The following is a 17,394-nucleotide window of genomic DNA, read 5'->3' on the forward strand; positions in this document are numbered from 1 at the left end:
GCATAGTTCACCCATGAAGCACGCGCGGCCCCTGGCGTTGCTCGCCGGGCTGTGCGTGGGCCTGCTCTTCGGCGGGATCGCCGTCGGGGTCGCGGTGGGCGGCGTGCCGGCGTTGCCCTACGGGCCGGCCGCCGCGGTCACGGCGTACGTCCGTGGGCACCCGGTCGCGGTGCAAGTCATCGCCACCGCCACGTTCGCGTCGTCGGTGCCGCTGGCGATCTACGCCGCGGCCGCCGCCACCAGGCTGCGACGGCTCGAGGTCACCGGGTGCGGGCCCGCGATCGCGCTGACGGGCGGCACCCTGGCCGCCGGTTCGCTGGGCCTGGCCGGGCTGCTGGCCTGGACGTTGTCGCGAGCCGACGTCAGCGCCGACGCGACGGCGGTGCGCGCCCTGTACTTTCTGGTCTTCCTGGTCGGTGGCCCCGGCCACATCGTCGCCCTGGGCCTGCTGGTCGCCGGCATCGCGGTTCCCGGTCTGGCCGCGGGGGTGCTGCCGCGGTCCCTGGCCCGGGTCGGGTTGGCGACCGCCGCGCTGGCCGGGTTGGCGACGCTGGTCTTGGTGTGGCCGCCGTTCGGGGTGATCCTGCCGATGGCGCGGGTGTTGGCGCTGGGCTGGCTGGTGGCCGCCGGGGCGTTACTGCCTCGGGTGCACCTCGACCCGGTGTAGGTCGTCGCCGAGTTCGATGCGCCCGCCGAACTCCGCGGCGGCCAGCGCGCGCCACTGTTCTTCCTGCCCGGGCACCAGCGCCGGCACATAGTGCGTCATCACCAGGGTGCCCACCCCCGCGCGGGCCGCGGTCGCGGCCGCCTGCTCCACCGAGGAGTGGTAGTCGCAGATGTCCTGCAGCCGCTGCTGCGGGATGTTGGCGACGATATCCTTGCGAATCACGGTGTGCACCAACGCATCCGCGCCGCTCGCCAATTCGTCCAGGCCGGCGCAGGGCACCGTGTCCCCGGCCAGCACCACCGACGCCGCCTCGGACTCGATGCGGAACCCGATGGTCGGCGTCACCGGTCGGTGATCGGTGGGCGCCACCCGGATCGACACGCCGTCGCGGTCCCACACCGGGCCGTCGGTCTGTTCGTGCACCTCGACCGCCGGCGGCGCGTTCAGGTCGGCGTGATGGGCGATGCGGTAACCGATGTCGTGGCGGAAGGCGTTCAGCGTGGCCTCCACCACCTCGGCGGTCCCGGGCGGTCCGATGATCGGCAGCGGCGCGGGCTCGGGCGCGAAGGTGGTGATCCACCGCGTGATCAGCAGGTCGCCGAGGTCGCCGATGTGGTCGCTGTGCAGGTGGGTGAGCAGCAGCGCCGACAGCCCGGCGGCGCCCACTCCCACCGCCGCCGCGCGCTGCAGCACGCCGCGCCCGCAGTCCACCAGGAAGACCTGGCCGCCGGCGCGCACCAGGGTCGCCGGCCCGGCGCGGTTGGGGTCGGGGATGGGACTTCCGGTTCCCAGCAACGTGATCTCGATCATGGCCCCATCCTCGCAAGCCGCGCCGGGGTGCCGCGCCTATTCGGCACCGCGTGTTTGGGGCGCGGCGCCGGGGGTATGGGAGCGCTCGGTTGCCGGTTTTCGCGTTGGCTTTCCCGCCGCGCGAGTTAGCCGTAGCCTGGTGTGAAGCGGATCACAACCGGCTGGAGGCCTTTGATGCGGATCGCGGACGTCTTGCGGAACAAGGGTGCGGCGGTGGTGACGATCAACCCCGATGCAACCGTCAAGGAGCTGCTTGCCGGGCTCGCCGAGCAAAACATCGGCGCGATGGTGGTGGTGGGCGACGAGGGCGTCGTCGGCATCGTCTCCGAGCGCGACGTCGTGCGCCAGCTGCACACCCACGGCGCCAGTGTGCTGTCCCGTCCGGTCGCCAAGATCATGACCGCCAGCCTGGCCACCTGCACGAAATCCGACACCGTCGACTCGCTGAGCGTGCTGATGACCAAGAACCGGGTGCGTCACGTGCCGGTGCTGGACGGCAGGAAGCTGATCGGCATCGTCAGCATCGGTGACGTGGTGAAGACCCGGATGGAAGAGCTCGAGGCCGAGCAGCAGCAGCTGCAGTCCTACATCACGCAGGGCTAGCCTCCGGCTTCGCCGAACGTGTAACTACGGCGAAAAAACTGTCGAAAAATCGCCGTGGCTGCACGCTCGGCGAGCGGTTAGCTCCAGGCGTAGTCCGCGCGCAGCCGGGCCGCCACCGCGTCGAACAGTGCGCGGTCCAGGATCGCGCCCTCGCGGCGGATGCTCTCCTCGGGCACGTCGAGCACCCGGTCGAGCCGCACCCAGCTTTCGCGGCCCTCGTAATCCCAAGCGCCGGCGCCGATTCCGATCCAATCCCGGTCGCCGGCGTGGCGCTCCTGGCTGGACACCATCAGCCCCAGCAGCACGCGGCGGTCGCGCCCCACCACCAGGACCGGGCGATCCTTGCCGCGGGTCGGGTCGTCCTCGTAGACCACCCACGTCCACACGATCTCGCCGGGATCGGCGCGGCCGTCGAGGTTGGGGGCGTAGACCAGCTTGCGCGCCCGCTGGGCGGTGGGGAAGCTGGCGCTGGTCACCGGGCGGCCCGTGGTGATCGCGCTGGGTGGTTGCGGTGCGGCGGCGGCGATCACGTTGGCGGTCAGCTTCACGGCGTGCTGGAGCTCACGCAGGACGGTCTGCGAGTTCTGTACCTGTCGCACCAACCGCGGAGCCCGATCGAAAACCAGGTTCTCCGCGAACCGCTGAAACGTCTTCCACTGAGATCTCCGGGCAGACGCCATATTCGCAGCATAGACGCGCCAATTGTGTCCGGCCCGCAACGCGTGGATACGCTTGACGCAGCACCGAACCGCCACTCGACCAGGAGATTCCCATCAGCAGTTTCGCCGACAAGACCTTCACCGCGCCGGCGCAGATTCGGAATTTCTGCATCATCGCTCACATCGACCACGGCAAGTCGACGCTGGCGGACCGGATGCTTCAGCTCACCGGCGTCGTCGACGAGCGCTCGATGCGGGCCCAGTACCTCGACCGGATGGACATCGAGCGGGAGCGCGGGATCACCATCAAGGCGCAAAACGTGCGGCTGCCGTGGGAGGTATCCGGGGGCCAGGCCCCCGAAAACAAGTATGTGCTGCACCTCATCGACACCCCGGGCCACGTCGACTTCACCTACGAGGTGTCCCGCGCGCTGGAGGCATGCGAGGGCGCGATCCTGCTGGTGGACGCCGCCCAGGGCATCGAGGCCCAGACCCTGGCCAACCTGTATTTGGCGCTGGACCGCGACCTGACCATCATCCCGGTGCTCAACAAGATCGACCTGCCGGCCGCCGACCCGGACCGTTACGCCGGAGAAATCGCCCACATCATCGGCTGCGAACCCGGCGACGTCTTGAGGGTGTCGGGCAAGACCGGCGAGGGGGTGGCCGAGCTGCTCGACGAGGTGGTCCGCCAGGTGCCGCCCCCGCAGGGCCGGGCCGACGCGCCCACCCGCGCCATGATCTTCGACTCGGTCTACGACATCTACCGCGGCGTGGTGACCTACGTCCGCGTGGTGGACGGCAAGATCACCCCGCGCGAACGCATCGCGATGATGTCCACCGGCGCCACCCACGAACTGCTCGAGGTCGGCATCGTCTCGCCCGAACCCAAGCCCAGCGAGGGCCTGGGCGTGGGGGAGGTGGGCTATTTGATCACCGGGGTCAAGGACGTGCGCCAGTCCAAGGTCGGCGACACCGTGACGACCGCGCGTCACGGCGCCACCGAAGCGCTGACGGGCTACCGCGAGCCCAAGCCGATGGTGTACTCCGGGCTCTATCCCGTCGACGGCAGCGACTACCCGGACCTGCGCGACGCCCTGGACAAGCTGCAGCTCAACGACGCCGCCCTGACCTACGAGCCGGAGACCTCGGTGGCGCTGGGCTTCGGGTTCCGCTGCGGATTTCTGGGTCTGCTGCACATGGAGATCACCCGGGAGCGCCTCGAGCGCGAGTTCGACCTGGATCTCATCTCGACGTCGCCGAACGTCGTCTACCGGGTGGTGAAAGAGGACGACACCGAGGTGGTGGTGACCAACCCGTCGGACTGGCCCGAGGGCAAGGTCCGCACCGTCTACGAGCCCGTGGTGAAGACGACCATCATCGCCCCCAGCGAATTCATCGGCACCATCATGGAACTGTGCCAGTCCCGCCGCGGCGACCTCGGCGGCATGGACTACCTGTCGCCCGAGCGGGTGGAACTGCGCTACACGATGCCGCTCGGCGAGATCATCTTCGACTTCTTCGACTCCCTGAAGTCGCGCACCCGCGGCTACGCCAGCCTCGACTACGAGGAGGCCGGCGAGCAGGAGGCCCAACTGGTCAAGGTCGACATACTGCTGCAGGGCGAGGCGGTCGACGCGTTCAGCGCGATCGTGCACAAGGACTCGGCGTACGCCTACGGCAACAAGATGACCACCAAGCTCAAGGAGCTGATCCCGCGCCAGCAGTTCGAGGTGCCGGTGCAGGCCGCGATCGGCTCCAAAATCATTGCGCGCGAGAACATCCGGGCGATCCGCAAGGACGTGCTGTCCAAGTGCTACGGCGGTGACATCACCCGCAAACGCAAACTTCTGGAAAAGCAGAAGGAAGGCAAGAAGCGGATGAAGACCATCGGCCGGGTCGAGGTGCCCAACGAGGCGTTCGTCGCCGCGTTGTCCACCGACGCCGGCGGGGACAAGGGTAAGAAGTAGCCGTGCGGATCCTTCGGCCGGTGGCGGCGTTGGCGGTGGTCGCCGCGTTGGCGGCGGGATGCGGCACCGTTGTCGAGGGCACCGCGAAGCCGGCGCCCAACCTGAAACCGCGACCGCTCTTTGGGGCGACGGTCAAGCAGGTGCTGCTCGACGGCGCCGCGCTGTCGGGGATGCTCGGCCAGCCCTTTGTATCCCGCAAGCCGGCCGATTTCGGCGGCCCCGACAAGCTCTACACCTCGTTGCCGCCCGACAACTGCCTGGGTGTGACCGCGATGCTGCAGCAGAGTGTCTACCAGTCCGCCCAGGTCAAGGACGTCGCGTCGGCGGCGTGGTGGAACAACGGCGAGCCGGCGCAGGTGATCAGCGTCATCGAGGGCGTGGTCAGCCTGCCGTCGGCCGCGCAGGCCGAGGCGCTGTTCGCGAACTTTTCCGAGCAGTGGCAGCGGTGCACGGGCACGACGACGACGGAACGCAACGGCCCGATCACGACGACGAACGCGATCAGCGACGTTCGCGTCGCCAATTTCGTTGTCGCGGCGACCAATACGGCGACGTCGGTGTTGCCGAACATGCCGGCGTTGCGGCCCACGCCGCAGGCGCGGGCCATCGGCGTCCGGCTGAACTGCCTGGTCGAGGTCGAGGTGGTCTTCTTCGGGGAGCGGCGCTCCTCCGACCCGGGGACGGCCACCGTGGACGCCGGCGCCATCGACGTCGCGCACGCGATGATGGACAAGGTCAGCGCGCTGGGCTGACTCCGAGGTCGAACGGTTACCTACCGGGGATCGACGCGCGCGCTGCGGAAACTTAAACTCAGGGTGAACAAAAAGTGAACCCGAGGGATGGAAGCATGGGATTTGGCGCGCCGGGCCGGGGAAGCCGCTGGCTTCCCGCGGTCGCGCTTGCGGCGATGCTGACGGCCGGCTGCGCCGCGGCCGTCGGCGGCACCGCGCAACCGGCGCCGAGCCCGGCGCACCGGTCGCTCACCCGGCAGACCGTTCACCACGTGCTGCTGGGCGACGCGGCGTTGGCGCGAATCCTCAAGCAGCCGTTGGACATTGATACGCGTTTCCCGCCGCGATTCGGCGGCCCCGAGGAGCTACAGGACGCCGGAACGGCGCTGCCGGACGGCTGCCTGGGCGTTGCGGCGATGCTGCAGCAAAACGTCTACCCGGTCAGCGACGTCCAAGAGGTCGCGATGGAGACCTGGCGGCACACCACGGTGCCCGCGGCGGTGACCAGCGTGCGGCAGGCGGCGGTCAGCCTGCCCACGGCCGCGGACGCCAACGCACTGTTCGCGACGTTTTCCCAGCAATGGCAGAAATGCGAGGGCGCGACGACGTCCCTGCCGGCCGGCGTATTCCGGCTCAAGGGCACGATCAGCCACGTTCAGGTCTCCACTTCCGTTCTCGCGGCGACGGTTTCGGTGGGGTGGACGACCTCCAAGCCGGACCCCAAGCCCGACCCGGACGCGATCCGGACCCTGCGTGCCGTCGGCGTGCGGAACAACTGCCTCGTCGAGGTCGAGGTCGACGTCTTCAGTCCCGCGAAAACCCCGGGTCAGTCGCATGAGTTCGACAACAGCGCCACCGACATCGCGAGCGCCATGATGGAGAAGGTCGACGCGCTGATCTGACCGCCGCTCTGACCGCGAGCAGACGCAAAAGTACCCGACACGCCGGGGATTTCGGGGCTTTTACGCCTGCTCGGCCTTGAACCCCGCCCTTACATCGGCGCGTTGGCGGGCTGGAAGCCCCCGGTGCTGTCGGCCTCCTCCTCGGCCCGGATGACGTGGACCACCGCGTTGATCAGCGCCAGGTGGGTGAACGCCTGCGGGAAGTTGCCCAGGTGCCGGCCGGTGCGCGGCTCGATCTCCTCGGCGTAGAGGTGCAGCGGGCTGGCGTACGACAGCAGCCGCTCGCACAGCCGCTTGGCGCGAGCCACCTCGCCGATCTCCACCAGCGCGGACACCAGCCAGAACGAGCAGATCGTGAACGTGCCCTCCTCGCCGGACAGCCCGTCGTCGGTCTCCTCGACCCGATAGCGCAGCACCAGGCCTTCCTCGGTGAGCTCGTTGGCGATCGCCAGCACGGTGTTGCGCACCCGCGGGTCGTCGGGCGGCAGGAAGCGGGTCAGCACCACCAGCAGCAGCGAGGCGTCCAGCGCGTCGTTGCCGTAGCGCTGGGTGAACACGCCGCGCGAGTCCACCCCGTGCTTGAGGATGTCGGCCTTGATCTCCTCGGCGATGGCGCGCCACTGCTGGGCGTAGCTGCGCTCGCCCTGCCGCTCGGCCAGCTTGGACCCGCGGTCCAGCGCCACCCAGCACATCACCTTCGACGACGTGAAGTGCTGCGGCTCCCCGCGCACCTCCCAGATCCCGCGGTCGGGCTCGCGCCAATGCTTGATCGCCTCCTCCACCTGCTTCTTGAGCACCGGCCACAGATTCTCCGGGACCTGTTCGCGCGACTTGGCGTGCAGGTAGAACGAGTCGAGGATCGAGCCCCAGATGTCGTGCTGGACCTGGTCGTAGGCGCCGTTGCCGATGCGCACCGGGCGCGCGTGGTCGTAGCCGGACAGGTGGTGCAGGTCCTCCTCGACCAGGCTGCGCTCGCCGCCCACGCCGTACATCACCTGCAGCGGATGGCGCTCGTTGCTGTTGGCTCCCGACACGTCGGCGATGAACGCGAAGAAGTCGTCGGCCTCGCGGTCCAGCCCCAGCGTGTACAGCCCCCACAGGGCGAACGTCGAGTCGCGAATCCACGCGTACCGGTAGTCCCAGTTGCGTTGGCCCTGCGGGGTTTCCGGGAGCGACGTGGTGCTGGCCGCGAGCAGCGCCCCGGTGGGCGAATAGGTCAGCCCCTTCAGCGTCAGCGCGCTGCGCTGCAGGTACGCCCGCCACGGGTGGTCGGGGAAGTTGCCGATGTTGATCCACTGCCGCCAGCACTCGGTGGTCTCCCACATCTTGTCGGCGGCCTCGGCGTAGGTCTGCGGCGCCGGGTGCTTGGTCCAGCTCAGCGCGACGAACACGTCGTCGCCCTCCTTCATCCGGGTGCGCGCGCGTGCTTCGCGGCCCTCCAGTCCGATCCGCAGGTTGGTGGTCAGCCGCAGCGTCGGGTGGGCGTCGGGGTCGCGGCTGGCGCGGGCGATGGCCTCGCCGTAGGCGTTGGCCGAGTATTCCCAGGTGGACCCGACGCGGTGGTAGTCGAACGCCGGCTCGCAACTCATCATCAGCTCGACGGTGCCGCTGACGCAGCGCACGGTGCGCAGCAGGATGTGCTCGGCGTCCCAGTCCATCGGGGTGCGACGGTGCGTCCGCGACCGGCGTTCGATGTCGTGCCATTTGCCCATGACCAGCGCGTCGCGCACGATCAGCCACCCCGTGTGGGTCTGCCAGGTGGTCTCCATGATCAGGCTGCCGGGCAGGTAGCGGCGCGCCGAGGGCACCGACACCCCGTAGGGGCCGAGCCGGAAGTGACCCGCGCTGCGGTCCAGGATCGCGCCGAACACACTGGGCGAATCCGGCCGCGGCACGCATAGCCATTCCACCGAGCCCGCGGGGGAGATCAGGCACGTCGTCTCCCAGTCGGACAAGAACGCGTAGTCGGCGATCGGGGGGAACGGGTTGCGCATCACCCCGGTGGGCCCGAGCGGGGCCGGCGCGTTGAAATCGATCGGCGACGGCAGCGCCGTCTCGGGAGCCGGACGGAACGCCTCCTCGGGAACCCCGTCGGTGGGCTCGGCGTGCAGGACCATGCCGACATCATCGACCGTCGACGTGCCCCGCGTCCATTTTTTGCGCAGGTGTCGCGTCCTCCGGGGGGCGCCGCGAAACTCCCGCGGGAAAGCCGGCCCGGGTTTCCCTCACCGTGACTTCTATCCCCGCGCCTGCCCGAATAGTGTGAACCGGGTGAGTGGGTTCCTGAATTGGTGGGACGGCAACGAGCTGTGGCTTTCCGGCTTGCCGTTCGTGCTGCAGGCCCTGATCGTGATGCCCGTCGTCTTGGTGGTCGCCTATATCACCGCGGTGGTGCTCGACGGCCTGCTCGGCAAGAGCATCACCCTGATGCGCCGCATCCGGCACGCCGATGGGGCGTCCGGGTAGCGCGCATGCCTCGCTCACACGTGACGCTGATTCTGATTGCGCTCGTCGTGCTCGTCATCGCCGCGTGGCTGCTGACCCGCTGAGGCCACGCCGTCCGGTGGCGGCCCAGCGAATTCCTGTTAGGCTTCGCCACATGCGCGCGGCATCCGGTGTTTTCGAATGCGTTGTCTTCGTGCACTGTTGTCGCTGACTCCCCAACCCCTGCGCGGTCCGGTGTGGAGTAGTGAATTCTCCTGACGTTGTAGGCGCCTTTCCAGCCTGGTTCGCGGCCACGGGTTACCAGTCCCACAAGTCCCGCAAGCACTGAACCGCACCGAAAGGCCACCAATGCCCAACGACATCGGCAGCGCACCGCGCTGGCGGCCGGCGCGGTGCGCCGGGGCGCTCGCCCTGACCGTCGGTGTGGTCGCGGCGTGCCAGGGCGGCGCCAGCGACGTCGTCGGCGGCGGCGGTCTGGCCAACGCGCACACCAGCATCACCCTGGTCGCCTACTCGGTCCCAGAACCGGGGTGGAGCAAGGTGATTCCCGCGTTCAACGCCTCCGAGGAGGGCAAGGGCGTGCAGGTGATCACCTCCTACGGCGCCTCCGGTGACCAGTCCCGCGGCGTCGTCGACGGTAAGCCGGCCGACGTCGTGAACTTCTCCGTCGAACCGGACATCGCGCGATTGGTCAAGGCCGGCAAGGTGTCCAAGGACTGGAACACCGACGCCACCAAGGGAATCCCGTTCGGGTCGGTGGTGACGCTGGTGGTGCGCAAGGGCAACCCGAAGAACATCAAGGACTGGGACGACCTGTTGCGGCCCGGCGTCGAGGTGGTCACGCCCAGCCCGCTGAGTTCGGGGTCGGCGAAGTGGAACCTGCTCGCCCCGTACGCCGTCAAGAGCCAGGGCGGCGCCAACAGCCAGGCCGGCGTCGACTACATCAGCAAACTGGTGACCCAGCACGTCAAACTGCGGCCCGGGTCGGGGCGGGAGGCCACCGATGTGTTCGTCCAGGGCAGCGGCGACGTGTTGATCAGCTACGAGAACGAGGCCATCGCCACCGAGCGGGCCGGCAAGCCCGTCGAGCACGTCAACCCGCCGCAGACCTTCAAGATCGAGAACCCGGTGGCGGTGGTGACCACCAGCGGCCACCTGGATGCCGCGGTCGTGTTCAAGAACTTTCAGTACACCGCGGCGGCGCAGAAGGTGTGGGCGCAGGCCGGGTTCCGGCCGGTCGATCCGGCCGTCGCCGCGGACTTCCGCGACCAATATCCCGCGCCGGTCAAACTGTGGACGATCGCCGACCTCGGTGGTTGGGGGACAACGGATCCGCAGTTGTTCGACAAGAGCACGGGCAGCATCACCAAGATCTACACGCAGGCCACCGGATGACCGAGACGATCACCCCCGACCCCGAGGCGATCCGCCCCGAGCTCGACAGTGACACCCTTCACGGCCTGGCCGGCGCATGGCGGCCGCGCGGCGGCGGCACGCCGCTTCGGCTCGGCGTTGCGACGCTGTGGCTTTCGGTGATCGTGTTGCTGCCGCTGGCCGCCATCGCGTGGCAGGCCGCGGCCGGCGGCTGGCAGGCCTTCTGGCTCGCGGTCACCTCGAACGCCGCGCTGGAGTCGTTCCGGGTGACGCTGACCATCTCCGCCGGGGTCACGGTCCTCAACCTGGTGTTCGGCCTGCTGATCGCGTGGGTGCTGGTGCGCGACGACTTCGTCGGCAAACGGCTCGTCGACGCGATCATCGACCTGCCGTTCGCGCTGCCGACCATCGTGGCCAGCCTGGTGATGCTGGCCCTGTACGGCAGCAACAGCCCGGTGGGCCTGCACCTGCAGCACACCGCGTGGGGCGTGGCGGTGGCGCTGGCCTTCGTCACGCTGCCCTTCGTGGTGCGTGCGGTGCAGCCGGTGCTGCTGGAAATCGATCGGGAGACCGAGGAGGCGGCGGCCTCCCTGGGCGCCAACGGCCCGAAGATCTTCACCTCGGTGGTGCTGCCGTCGCTGACGCCCGCGTTGTTATCCGGTGCGGGGCTGGCGTTCTCGCGCGCGATCGGGGAGTTCGGGTCGGTGGTGCTGATCGGCGGCGCGGTCCCGGGCAAGACCGAGGTGTCGTCGCAGTGGATCCGGACGCTGATAGAGAACGACGACCGCACCGGCGCCGCCGCGATATCCATTGTGCTGCTCGCGATTTCGTTCGTCGTGCTGCTGATCCTGCGGGTCGTGGGTGGGCGCGCCGCCAAACGGGGGGAGTTGGCCGCATGACGTCGCCCTCCCGCGTGCGCTACGTGCTGCGGTTCACCGCGCTGGCGTACATCTTTGCGTTGCTGGTCGTTCCGGTATCGCTGATCCTGTGGCGGACGTTCTCACCCGGGCTCGGCCAGTTCTTCGACTGGGTCAGCACCCCGGCGGCGATATCGGCGCTGAACCTGTCGCTGTTGGTGGTGGCCATCGTCGTGCCCCTCAACGTGGTCTTCGGCATACCCACCGCGTTGGTGTTGGCGCGCAACCGGTTTCGCGGCAAGGGCGTGCTGCAGGCGATCATCGACCTGCCGTTCGCGGTTTCGCCCATCATCGTGGGCGTGGCCTTGATCCTGCTCTGGGGATCGGCCGGCGCGCTCGGCTTCGTCGAACGCGACTTCGGGTTGAAGGTCATCTTCGGCCTGCCCGGGATCGTGCTGGCCAGCATCTTCGTCACCCTGCCGTTCGTGGTGCGCGAGGTGGAGCCGGTGCTGCACGAACTGGGCACCGACCAGGAGGAAGCGGCGGCGACGCTGGGTTCGGGCTGGTGGCAGACGTTTTGGCGGATCACCCTGCCGTCGATCCGGTGGGGTTTGACCTACGGCATCGTGCTAACCATCGCGCGTACCCTCGGTGAATACGGCGCGGTGATCATCGTCTCGTCCAACCTGCCGGGGCAGTCGCAAACACTGACGTTGCTCGTCTCGGACCGCTACAACCGCGGGGCGGAGTACGGCGCCTATGCGCTGTCGACGCTGCTGATGGGAGTGGCCGTGTTGGTTCTGATCTTCCAGGTGGTTCTCGACGCCCGCCGGGCACGAGCGACCAAATAGGCCCGGCAAGGAGACTTCTGCATGACCGACAACGCAACCCCACGCGGCGACCTCGCGATCATCGTGCGCGACGCGTACAAGCACTACGGCGACTTCGTCGCGTTGGACCATGTGGACTTCGTCGTGCCGAAAGGGTCGCTCACGGCGCTGCTGGGCCCCAGCGGTTCGGGCAAGTCGACCCTGTTGCGGGCCATCGCGGGGCTCGACCACCCCGACAGCGGCACCGTCACGATCAACGGCCGCGACGTGACCGGGGTGCCGCCGCAGCGCCGCGGCATTGGGTTCGTGTTCCAGCACTACGCGGCGTTCAAGCACCTGACCGTGCGCGACAACGTCGCCTACGGGTTGAAGATTCGCAAGCGGTCCAAGGCGGAGATCAAGGAGAAGGTCGACAACCTGCTCGAGGTGGTGGGCCTGAGCGGCTTTCACGCCCGCTACCCCAACCAGCTCTCCGGTGGTCAGCGACAGCGGATGGCGCTGGCCCGCGCGCTGGCGGTCGACCCCCAGGTGCTGCTGCTCGACGAGCCGTTCGGGGCGCTGGACGCCAAGGTCCGCGAGGACCTGCGGGCGTGGTTGCGGCGCCTGCACGACGAGGTGCACGTCACCACGGTGTTGGTCACCCACGACCAGGCGGAGGCGCTCGACGTCGCCGACCGGATAGCCGTGCTGAACAAGGGCCGCATCGAGCAGGTCGGCTCCCCGAGCGAGGTGTACGACGCCCCGGCGAGCGCGTTCGTCATGTCGTTTCTGGGCGCGGTGTCCGAGCTCAACGGTGCGTTGGTCCGCCCGCACGACATCCGGGTCGGCCGCAGGCCCGACATGGCCATCGCCGGCGGGGACGGCAGCGCGGAATCGATCGGCGTGGTGCGCGCCACCGTCGACCGGGTGGTGGCGCTGGGCTTCGAGGTGCGCGTCGAACTGACCAGCGCGGCCACCGGCGGTTCGTTCACCGCGCAGATCACCCGCGGCGACGCCGAGGCGCTGGCCCTGCGCGACGGCGACACCGTCTACGTCCGGGCCACCCGGGTGCCGCCGCTGCCCGACGGCCTGGCCGGCGCGCGCGACGGGGAAGTCGGGGGCGCCAACACCGACAGGAGCACGCTGACGTCGGCGTGAGCCAGGGGCGCACTACTGATGAAGACGCAGGCCGCTATTATCAGTTGTCTATCTAAGTGATGATACGATGGCCTCGTGTCATCAGTTAGCTCGGGCACCGCAGTGGGGTACGAAACCCTCACGTGGGATGCGCCGACCGAAGCGGGCTACCAGCTCGCCGACCTGCGGGCCGCCCAGCGCCAGTCCGGTGGCTATCAAGCCGCCATCCCCGCGGAGATTGCCGCTCTGGACGTCAGCCTCCCGTCCCATGTTCTGGCTGTCGCCGAGGAAGCGGGTCAGGAGATCGCGCGGTTCGATACAGAACTCGGGGGCGAGATCGCGCCATTCGCTGCAGTGCTACTACGGACCGAATCGGCCGCCAGCTCCAAAATCGAGAACCTGACTGCAAGTGCGCGTGCGATCGCCGAAGCCGAATCACTGGGAAACACCAAGCACCGCAACGCCGCGATGATCGTCGCGAATACACGGGCGATGCAGGCAGCCATCGACTTAGCCGACCAGATCGGCGACGAGGCCATCCTGGCCATGCACGACGCGCTGATGCGCCAGAGCGAACCGAGCATTGCCGGCAAATGGCGCGCCGTGCAGGTGTGGATCGGCGGAGGCAACCTCGGCCCTCGGGGCGCCGATTTCATTGCGCCGCACCAGGGCCGGGTCCCGGATGCCATCGCTGACCTCATCCAATTCGCGAAGCGCACCGATATCGCGGTCCTTCCGCAAATCGCAATTGCCCATGCACAATTCGAAACCATCCACCCGTTTCCCGACGGCAACGGACGCACCGGCAGGGCCCTGGTCCAGTCGATGTTGCGCAACAAGCGACTCACCCGTCAGGTCACGGTCCCCGTCTCCGCGGGACTGCTCACCGACCCCGGCGCGTACTTCCAGGCATTGACCGCTTATCGAGAGGGCGACCCCGCCCCGATCGTCGAGCGACTGTCCGAGGCGTCGCTCCTCGCCGTCGTCAACGGCCGACAACTGGTCTCCGATCTGCAAACAATGAGAAGACAGTGGGAATCGAAGATCACGGCCCGGCGCAACTCGGCCATCCACCGGGTAGCGGACTTGCTCATCAATCGCCCTGTGGTCAACGCGCAACTAGTCAGCGAGCAGCTGGGCATCGCGATCAACAACGTCTACCGATACCTGTACCCGCTTGCCGAGTCCAAGATCATCGTCGAGTTCACCGACCAGAGTCGTAACCGTGCGTGGCGCGCCCCGGAAGTTCTCGGCGCGCTGGACGCTTTCGCCGAGCGCGCGGGCCGCCGCGCGTTGCTCGCTTGACGTGCCGAACCCTCAGGCCGCGACGCGCCCGGCCAGCGCCTGATCGAAGCGATCCAGCACCGTCTCGGCCACCAGCGGGTGCGACCCCAACGGCGCCGCCATCGCGATGCCGGCGTCGTCGGCGAAACGTTGCACCCGGTCGGGTAGCCGCCCCGGCGCCAGGAACCACGGCGCGATGACGACTCGCCGGGCGCCGCGGCGGCGCAGCAGGTCGGCGGCCTCGGCCAGCGACGGTTCCGGCCGTGTCACGAATGCCGTTGTGGCAGAAGACCATCGGGTTCCCGTCAACAGTTGCGGCGCGACCGCCGCGGTGCGCGCGTTGGCCACCGGATCGGACGATCCGATCGCGGCCACCAGCACGCCGACGCCGTCGTCGAGCCGGGAAACGCCCAACTCGGCGACCCGCCGGCGCAGCAGCGCAACCAGGCGGGGATCCTCGCCGAGCGCACCGGCCTGCCGCACGCCCGCGAAACCCGCGATCTGGCGCGGGATGTCGATGCGGGCGTGGTAGGCGTCGGCCAACAACAGCGGGGTCACCACCGCACCCGGCTCGAGCACGTCGGCCAGGCTGGGCGTATTCAGCTCGCAGAACGCCAGCCGCACGTCCAGGCCGGGCCGCATACGCGCGACCCGGTGCGCGACGGCCCGGGCGTTGGCCGCCGAACGTGGATCCTTGCTGCCGTGCGCGGTCAGCACGAGGGCGGTCACGACGCGTGCAACCCGCATTCGGTCTTGGACAGGCCCTGCCAGCGCCCACTGCGCGGGTCGGCGCCCTCGGCCGGCTTGGCCGTGCAGGGGGCGCACCCGATCGACGGATAACCGTCGTAGACAAGGGGATTGACCAGCACGTCGTGCTCGTCGATGTAGTTCTGCATGTCGTCGTCGGTCCACGCCGCCAGCGGGTTGATCTTCACCAGCTTGTATCCCTCGTCGAAGGTGACCAGCGGGGCGTTGGCGCGGGTCGGCGCGTCGCTGCGGCGCAGCCCCGTCACCCACGCCGAGTAGCCACGCAGCGCCTTGCCCAGCGGCTCGACCTTGCGCAGCCGGCAGCACTCGCTCGGGTCGCGCGCGAACAGGTCCTTGCCCAGCATCCGGTCCTGCTCGGCCACGGTGTGCTCGGGCGTGACGTTGACCACCCGGATGTCGTAGACGGACTCGATCGCGTCGCGGGTGCCGATCGTCTCCACGAAGTGATATCCGGTGTCCAAGAACATGACCGGGACACCCGGTCGCACCTTGGCGGCCAGGTCGATCAACACGGCCTCCTGCATGCTGGACGCCACCACGTAGTTGCACGTCGCCCAGCTGCGCGGCCCGTTGACGCCGCCGAAGTTCTCGTCGGTCCAGCGCAGCAGGTCCGTGGCGCTGGCGCCCTGCAGCTCCGCCGCGCCGCGCGCGGCCAATTCCCGCAGCTCGTCCTCCGTCGGCCTCGTCGCTTCCCCCCTCATCGCAGGTCGCCTTCCTCGGCGCGAACGACCCACTGCGCGAATCGCTCACCCTCGTTGCGGTGCTTGACGAAATTGCGTACCACCCGATCGATGTAGTCGCCCAGCTCGTCGCTGGTGACCTTGTGCTGGCGCAGTTTTCGGCCGAACCCGCTGTCCAGGCCCAGGCTGCCGCCCAGATGCACCTGGAAGCCCTCGACCGAGCCGCCGTGGCCGTCGTCGACCATCTGGCCCTTGAACCCGATGTCGGCTACCTGTATTCGCGCACACGAGTTGGGGCAGCCGTTGATGTTCACCGTCACCGGCACGTCCAGCTGCGAATTGATGTCCTCCAGGCGTCGCTCCAGCTCGGGCACCAAATCCTGTGCCCGGCCCCGGGTTTCGGCGAACGACAACTTGCAGAACTCGATCCCGGTGCAGGCCATCAGGTTTCGCCGCCAGTGCGACGGGCGGGACCGCAGGCCCAACGCCTCGACGCCGGCGATCAGCTCGTCGAGCTTGTCGTCGGGCACGTCGAGGATGATGAGCTTCTGGTAGGGGGTGAACCGGACCCGGTTCGAGCCGGCCCGCTCGGCCAGGTCGGCCACCTTCGACAGCACGGTCCCGGACACCCGCCCGGCGATCGGGGAAACCCCGAGGGCGTTGAGCCCGTTCTTCAGCCGCTGCACCCCGACGTGATCGATCGGATGCTTGACCGGCTCAGGGGCCGGACCGTCGATCAACGGGCGCTTGAGGTACTCGGTTTCGAGAACTTCGCGGAACTTCTCGATACCCCAGTCCTTGATCAGGAACTTCAGCCGCGCCTTGGAGCGCAACCGCCGGTAGCCGTAGTCGCGGAAGATCGACGTCACTGCCGCCCACACCTCGGGCACCTCGTCCAGCGGAATCCAGGCGCCCACGCGCTGGGCCAGCATCGGGTTGGTGGACAGGCCGCCGCCCACCCAGAGGTCCAAACCGGGGCCGTGCTCGGGGTGCTCGACGCCGATGAACGCGATGTCGTTGATCTCATGCGCGACGTCCTGCAGGCCCGAGATGGCGGTCTTGTATTTGCGGGGCAGGTCGGCGAAGTCCGGCTTGCCGATATAGCGGCGCACGATCTCCTGCAGCGCCGAGGTGGGGTCGATCACCTCGTCGAGCGACTCACCGGCCAGCGGCGAGCCCAGGACCACGCGCGGGCAGTCGCCGCACGCCTCGGCGGTCTGCAGCCCGACCCCGTCCAGCCGCCGCCAGATCTCGGGAACGTTCTCCACCTCGACCCAGTGGATCTGCACGTTCTGCCGGTCGGTGATGTCGGCGGTGTCGCGGCCGAACTCGGCGGAGATCTGGCCCACGGTGCGCAGCGCCTCGGTGGTCAGCGCGCCGCCGTCGCAGCGCACCCGCATCATGAAGTACTTGGCCTCGAGTAACTCGGCGTTCTCGTCGCCGGTGAACGACCCGTCGTAGCCCTGCTCGCGCTGGGTGTAGAGGCCCCACCAGCGGAAGCGGCCGCGCAGATCGCTCTTGTCGATGCTGTCGAATCCGCCCTTGGCGTAGACGTTTTCGATGCGTTCCCGCACGTCGAGCGGGGCGCCGGCCTGCTTCATCTCTTCGTTGGGGTTCAGCGCCTCGCGATTTCCCAGCGCCCACTGGCCCTCGTTGCGGGGCTTGGCGGGAGGGGCTGTTGTCATTCCGGACTTCTCC

The 17,394-nt window shown here is 68.7% G+C and carries 16 protein-coding genes and 1 pseudogene; 11 read left to right on the forward strand and 6 right to left on the reverse strand.

From position 1 onward, the window contains the following. The first annotated feature begins 94 nt into the window (after positions 1–94). The gene (locus tag AC5Y4Z_RS06185; RefSeq protein ID WP_499961870.1) at positions 95–667 is read left to right on the forward strand and encodes a hypothetical protein; all 573 of its coding nucleotides are present in this window, start codon (positions 95–97) and stop codon (positions 665–667) included. Here the strand turns inward: AC5Y4Z_RS06185 and AC5Y4Z_RS06190 are convergent. Continuing rightward, a complete protein-coding gene (locus tag AC5Y4Z_RS06190; protein WP_499961488.1) occupies positions 635–1,477 on the reverse strand; it encodes a ribonuclease Z in 843 nt (280 codons plus the stop codon). The genes AC5Y4Z_RS06185 and AC5Y4Z_RS06190 overlap by 33 nt on opposite strands. A gap of 174 nt (positions 1,478–1,651) precedes the next feature. Here AC5Y4Z_RS06190 and AC5Y4Z_RS06195 point away from each other — a divergent pair, with 174 nt between their 5' ends. Beyond that, positions 1,652–2,080, forward strand: coding sequence for a CBS domain-containing protein (locus tag AC5Y4Z_RS06195; protein ID WP_499961492.1), 429 nt, complete (start codon positions 1,652–1,654; stop codon positions 2,078–2,080). A gap of 77 nt (positions 2,081–2,157) precedes the next feature. Here AC5Y4Z_RS06195 and AC5Y4Z_RS06200 read toward each other — a convergent pair whose 3' ends face one another. Further along, complete coding sequence (locus AC5Y4Z_RS06200) at positions 2,158–2,760, reverse strand: type II toxin-antitoxin system PemK/MazF family toxin (RefSeq protein WP_499961495.1); 603 nt, start codon at positions 2,758–2,760, stop codon at positions 2,158–2,160. Here AC5Y4Z_RS06200 and lepA point away from each other — a divergent pair. The 3 genes and pseudogenes from lepA to AC5Y4Z_RS06215 all read left to right on the forward strand — a co-directional run bounded on the left by lepA (position 2,761) and on the right by AC5Y4Z_RS06215 (position 6,342). After that, positions 2,761–4,709: pseudogene (lepA, locus tag AC5Y4Z_RS06205) on the forward strand (translation elongation factor 4). A gap of 2 nt (positions 4,710–4,711) precedes the next feature. Beyond that, complete coding sequence (locus AC5Y4Z_RS06210; protein WP_499961498.1) at positions 4,712–5,461, forward strand: sensor domain-containing protein; 750 nt, start codon at positions 4,712–4,714, stop codon at positions 5,459–5,461. A gap of 95 nt (positions 5,462–5,556) precedes the next feature. Beyond that, positions 5,557–6,342, forward strand: a complete 786-nt coding sequence (locus AC5Y4Z_RS06215; protein WP_499961500.1) for a sensor domain-containing protein — start codon at positions 5,557–5,559, stop codon at positions 6,340–6,342. 89 nt (positions 6,343–6,431) lie between these two features. Here the strand turns inward: AC5Y4Z_RS06215 and AC5Y4Z_RS06220 are convergent, their stop codons facing one another. Then, entirely contained in the window at positions 6,432–8,459 is a 2,028-nt protein-coding gene (locus tag AC5Y4Z_RS06220; RefSeq protein ID WP_499961503.1) for a glycoside hydrolase family 15 protein, read from the reverse strand. Positions 8,460–8,613: 154 nt separating this feature from the next. Here AC5Y4Z_RS06220 and AC5Y4Z_RS06225 point away from each other — a divergent pair, with 154 nt between their 5' ends. From AC5Y4Z_RS06225 to AC5Y4Z_RS06250, 6 genes are all read left to right on the forward strand, one after another. Further along, a complete protein-coding gene (locus AC5Y4Z_RS06225; protein ID WP_499961508.1) occupies positions 8,614–8,808 on the forward strand; it encodes a hypothetical protein in 195 nt (64 codons plus the stop codon). 327 nt (positions 8,809–9,135) lie between these two features. Next, entirely contained in the window at positions 9,136–10,182 is a 1,047-nt protein-coding gene (locus tag AC5Y4Z_RS06230; protein WP_499961510.1) for a sulfate ABC transporter substrate-binding protein, read from the forward strand. Then, entirely contained in the window at positions 10,179–11,060 is an 882-nt protein-coding gene (gene cysT / locus AC5Y4Z_RS06235) for a sulfate ABC transporter permease subunit CysT (protein ID WP_499961513.1), read from the forward strand. Before AC5Y4Z_RS06230 ends, cysT begins: the two co-directional genes overlap by 4 nt. Then, entirely contained in the window at positions 11,057–11,869 is an 813-nt protein-coding gene (cysW, locus tag AC5Y4Z_RS06240; RefSeq protein WP_499961517.1) for a sulfate ABC transporter permease subunit CysW, read from the forward strand. Before cysT ends, cysW begins: the two co-directional genes overlap by 4 nt. A gap of 21 nt (positions 11,870–11,890) precedes the next feature. Next, a complete protein-coding gene (locus tag AC5Y4Z_RS06245; RefSeq protein WP_499961520.1) occupies positions 11,891–12,985 on the forward strand; it encodes a sulfate/molybdate ABC transporter ATP-binding protein in 1,095 nt (364 codons plus the stop codon). A gap of 75 nt (positions 12,986–13,060) precedes the next feature. Beyond that, the gene (locus tag AC5Y4Z_RS06250) at positions 13,061–14,269 is read left to right on the forward strand and encodes a Fic family protein (protein ID WP_499961523.1); all 1,209 of its coding nucleotides are present in this window, start codon (positions 13,061–13,063) and stop codon (positions 14,267–14,269) included. A gap of 12 nt (positions 14,270–14,281) precedes the next feature. Here AC5Y4Z_RS06250 and AC5Y4Z_RS06255 read toward each other — a convergent pair whose 3' ends face one another. From AC5Y4Z_RS06255 to AC5Y4Z_RS06265, 3 genes are read right to left on the reverse strand one after another with little or no spacing between them, the layout of a single operon-like run. After that, positions 14,282–14,995, reverse strand: a complete 714-nt coding sequence (locus AC5Y4Z_RS06255; protein WP_499961525.1) for a sirohydrochlorin chelatase — start codon at positions 14,993–14,995, stop codon at positions 14,282–14,284. Further along, positions 14,974–15,717 (reverse strand): phosphoadenylyl-sulfate reductase, encoded by a 744-nt coding sequence (locus AC5Y4Z_RS06260; RefSeq protein ID WP_499961529.1) that lies wholly within the window; start codon positions 15,715–15,717, stop codon positions 14,974–14,976. Before AC5Y4Z_RS06260 ends, AC5Y4Z_RS06255 begins: the two co-directional genes overlap by 22 nt. Continuing rightward, on the reverse strand, positions 15,714–17,381 hold the full coding sequence (locus tag AC5Y4Z_RS06265) for a nitrite/sulfite reductase (RefSeq protein ID WP_499961534.1): 1,668 nt from the start codon (positions 17,379–17,381) through the stop codon (positions 15,714–15,716). The genes AC5Y4Z_RS06260 and AC5Y4Z_RS06265 overlap by 4 nt, the downstream gene beginning before the upstream one ends. Positions 17,382–17,394: the final 13 nt, after the last annotated feature.

This window comes from Mycobacterium sp. NGS63 (assembly GCF_059812295.1).

Bases quoted from the DNA above. Each gene is read 5' to 3' on its own strand.
- AC5Y4Z_RS06190 (WP_499961488.1), bottom strand. From the start codon at position 1,477: ATGATCGAGATCACGTTGCTGGGAACCGGAAGTCCCATCCCCGACCCC.
- AC5Y4Z_RS06195 (WP_499961492.1), top strand. From the start codon at position 1,652: ATGCGGATCGCGGACGTCTTGCGGAACAAGGGTGCGGCGGTGGTGACG.
- AC5Y4Z_RS06200 (WP_499961495.1), bottom strand. From the start codon at position 2,760: ATGGCGTCTGCCCGGAGATCTCAGTGGAAGACGTTTCAGCGGTTCGCG.
- AC5Y4Z_RS06215 (WP_499961500.1), top strand. From the start codon at position 5,557: ATGGGATTTGGCGCGCCGGGCCGGGGAAGCCGCTGGCTTCCCGCGGTC.
- AC5Y4Z_RS06220 (WP_499961503.1), bottom strand. From the start codon at position 8,459: ATGGTCCTGCACGCCGAGCCCACCGACGGGGTTCCCGAGGAGGCGTTC.
- AC5Y4Z_RS06230 (WP_499961510.1), top strand. From the start codon at position 9,136: ATGCCCAACGACATCGGCAGCGCACCGCGCTGGCGGCCGGCGCGGTGC.
- cysT (WP_499961513.1), top strand. From the start codon at position 10,179: ATGACCGAGACGATCACCCCCGACCCCGAGGCGATCCGCCCCGAGCTC.
- cysW (WP_499961517.1), top strand. From the start codon at position 11,057: ATGACGTCGCCCTCCCGCGTGCGCTACGTGCTGCGGTTCACCGCGCTG.
- AC5Y4Z_RS06245 (WP_499961520.1), top strand. From the start codon at position 11,891: ATGACCGACAACGCAACCCCACGCGGCGACCTCGCGATCATCGTGCGC.
- AC5Y4Z_RS06255 (WP_499961525.1), bottom strand. From the start codon at position 14,995: ATGCGGGTTGCACGCGTCGTGACCGCCCTCGTGCTGACCGCGCACGGC.
- AC5Y4Z_RS06260 (WP_499961529.1), bottom strand. From the start codon at position 15,717: ATGAGGGGGGAAGCGACGAGGCCGACGGAGGACGAGCTGCGGGAATTG.
- AC5Y4Z_RS06265 (WP_499961534.1), bottom strand. From the start codon at position 17,381: ATGACAACAGCCCCTCCCGCCAAGCCCCGCAACGAGGGCCAGTGGGCG.